Below are 261 nucleotides of genomic sequence, written 5' to 3' on the forward strand. Positions count from 1 at the left end.
CGGAGACGAGCCGCAGGTCTGGGTGATTGGCGGTGACGGCAAGGTGCAGCGCCGGAACGTCCAGCTGCTTCAATTCGATACAGACTCCGTCGTCGTCAGCCACGGGCTGTCGGCAGGAGAGAAGGTCGTGACCGCCGGTGTTAATTCGCTGGCAGACGGTGAGTTGGTGAACGCTGAGACGGAGGTCGAGTGATGACACGCTTCAATCTTTCGGAATGGGCCGTCCACAACCGGGCTATCGTCGTATTCCTCATGCTCGTC

The 261-nt window shown here is 60.2% G+C and carries 1 protein-coding gene; it reads left to right on the plus strand.

The genetic code is table 11. From position 1 onward, the window contains the following. The coding region (locus NMG80_RS05660) for a permuted SH3 domain-containing protein (protein ID WP_495664006.1) at window positions 1-193 on the plus strand (193 nt) is incomplete at its 5' end. Window positions 194-261 lie beyond the last annotated feature (68 nt).

Source organism: Mesorhizobium escarrei (assembly GCF_935825525.1).
Lineage (GTDB): Bacteria > Pseudomonadota > Alphaproteobacteria > Rhizobiales > Rhizobiaceae > Mesorhizobium > Mesorhizobium escarrei.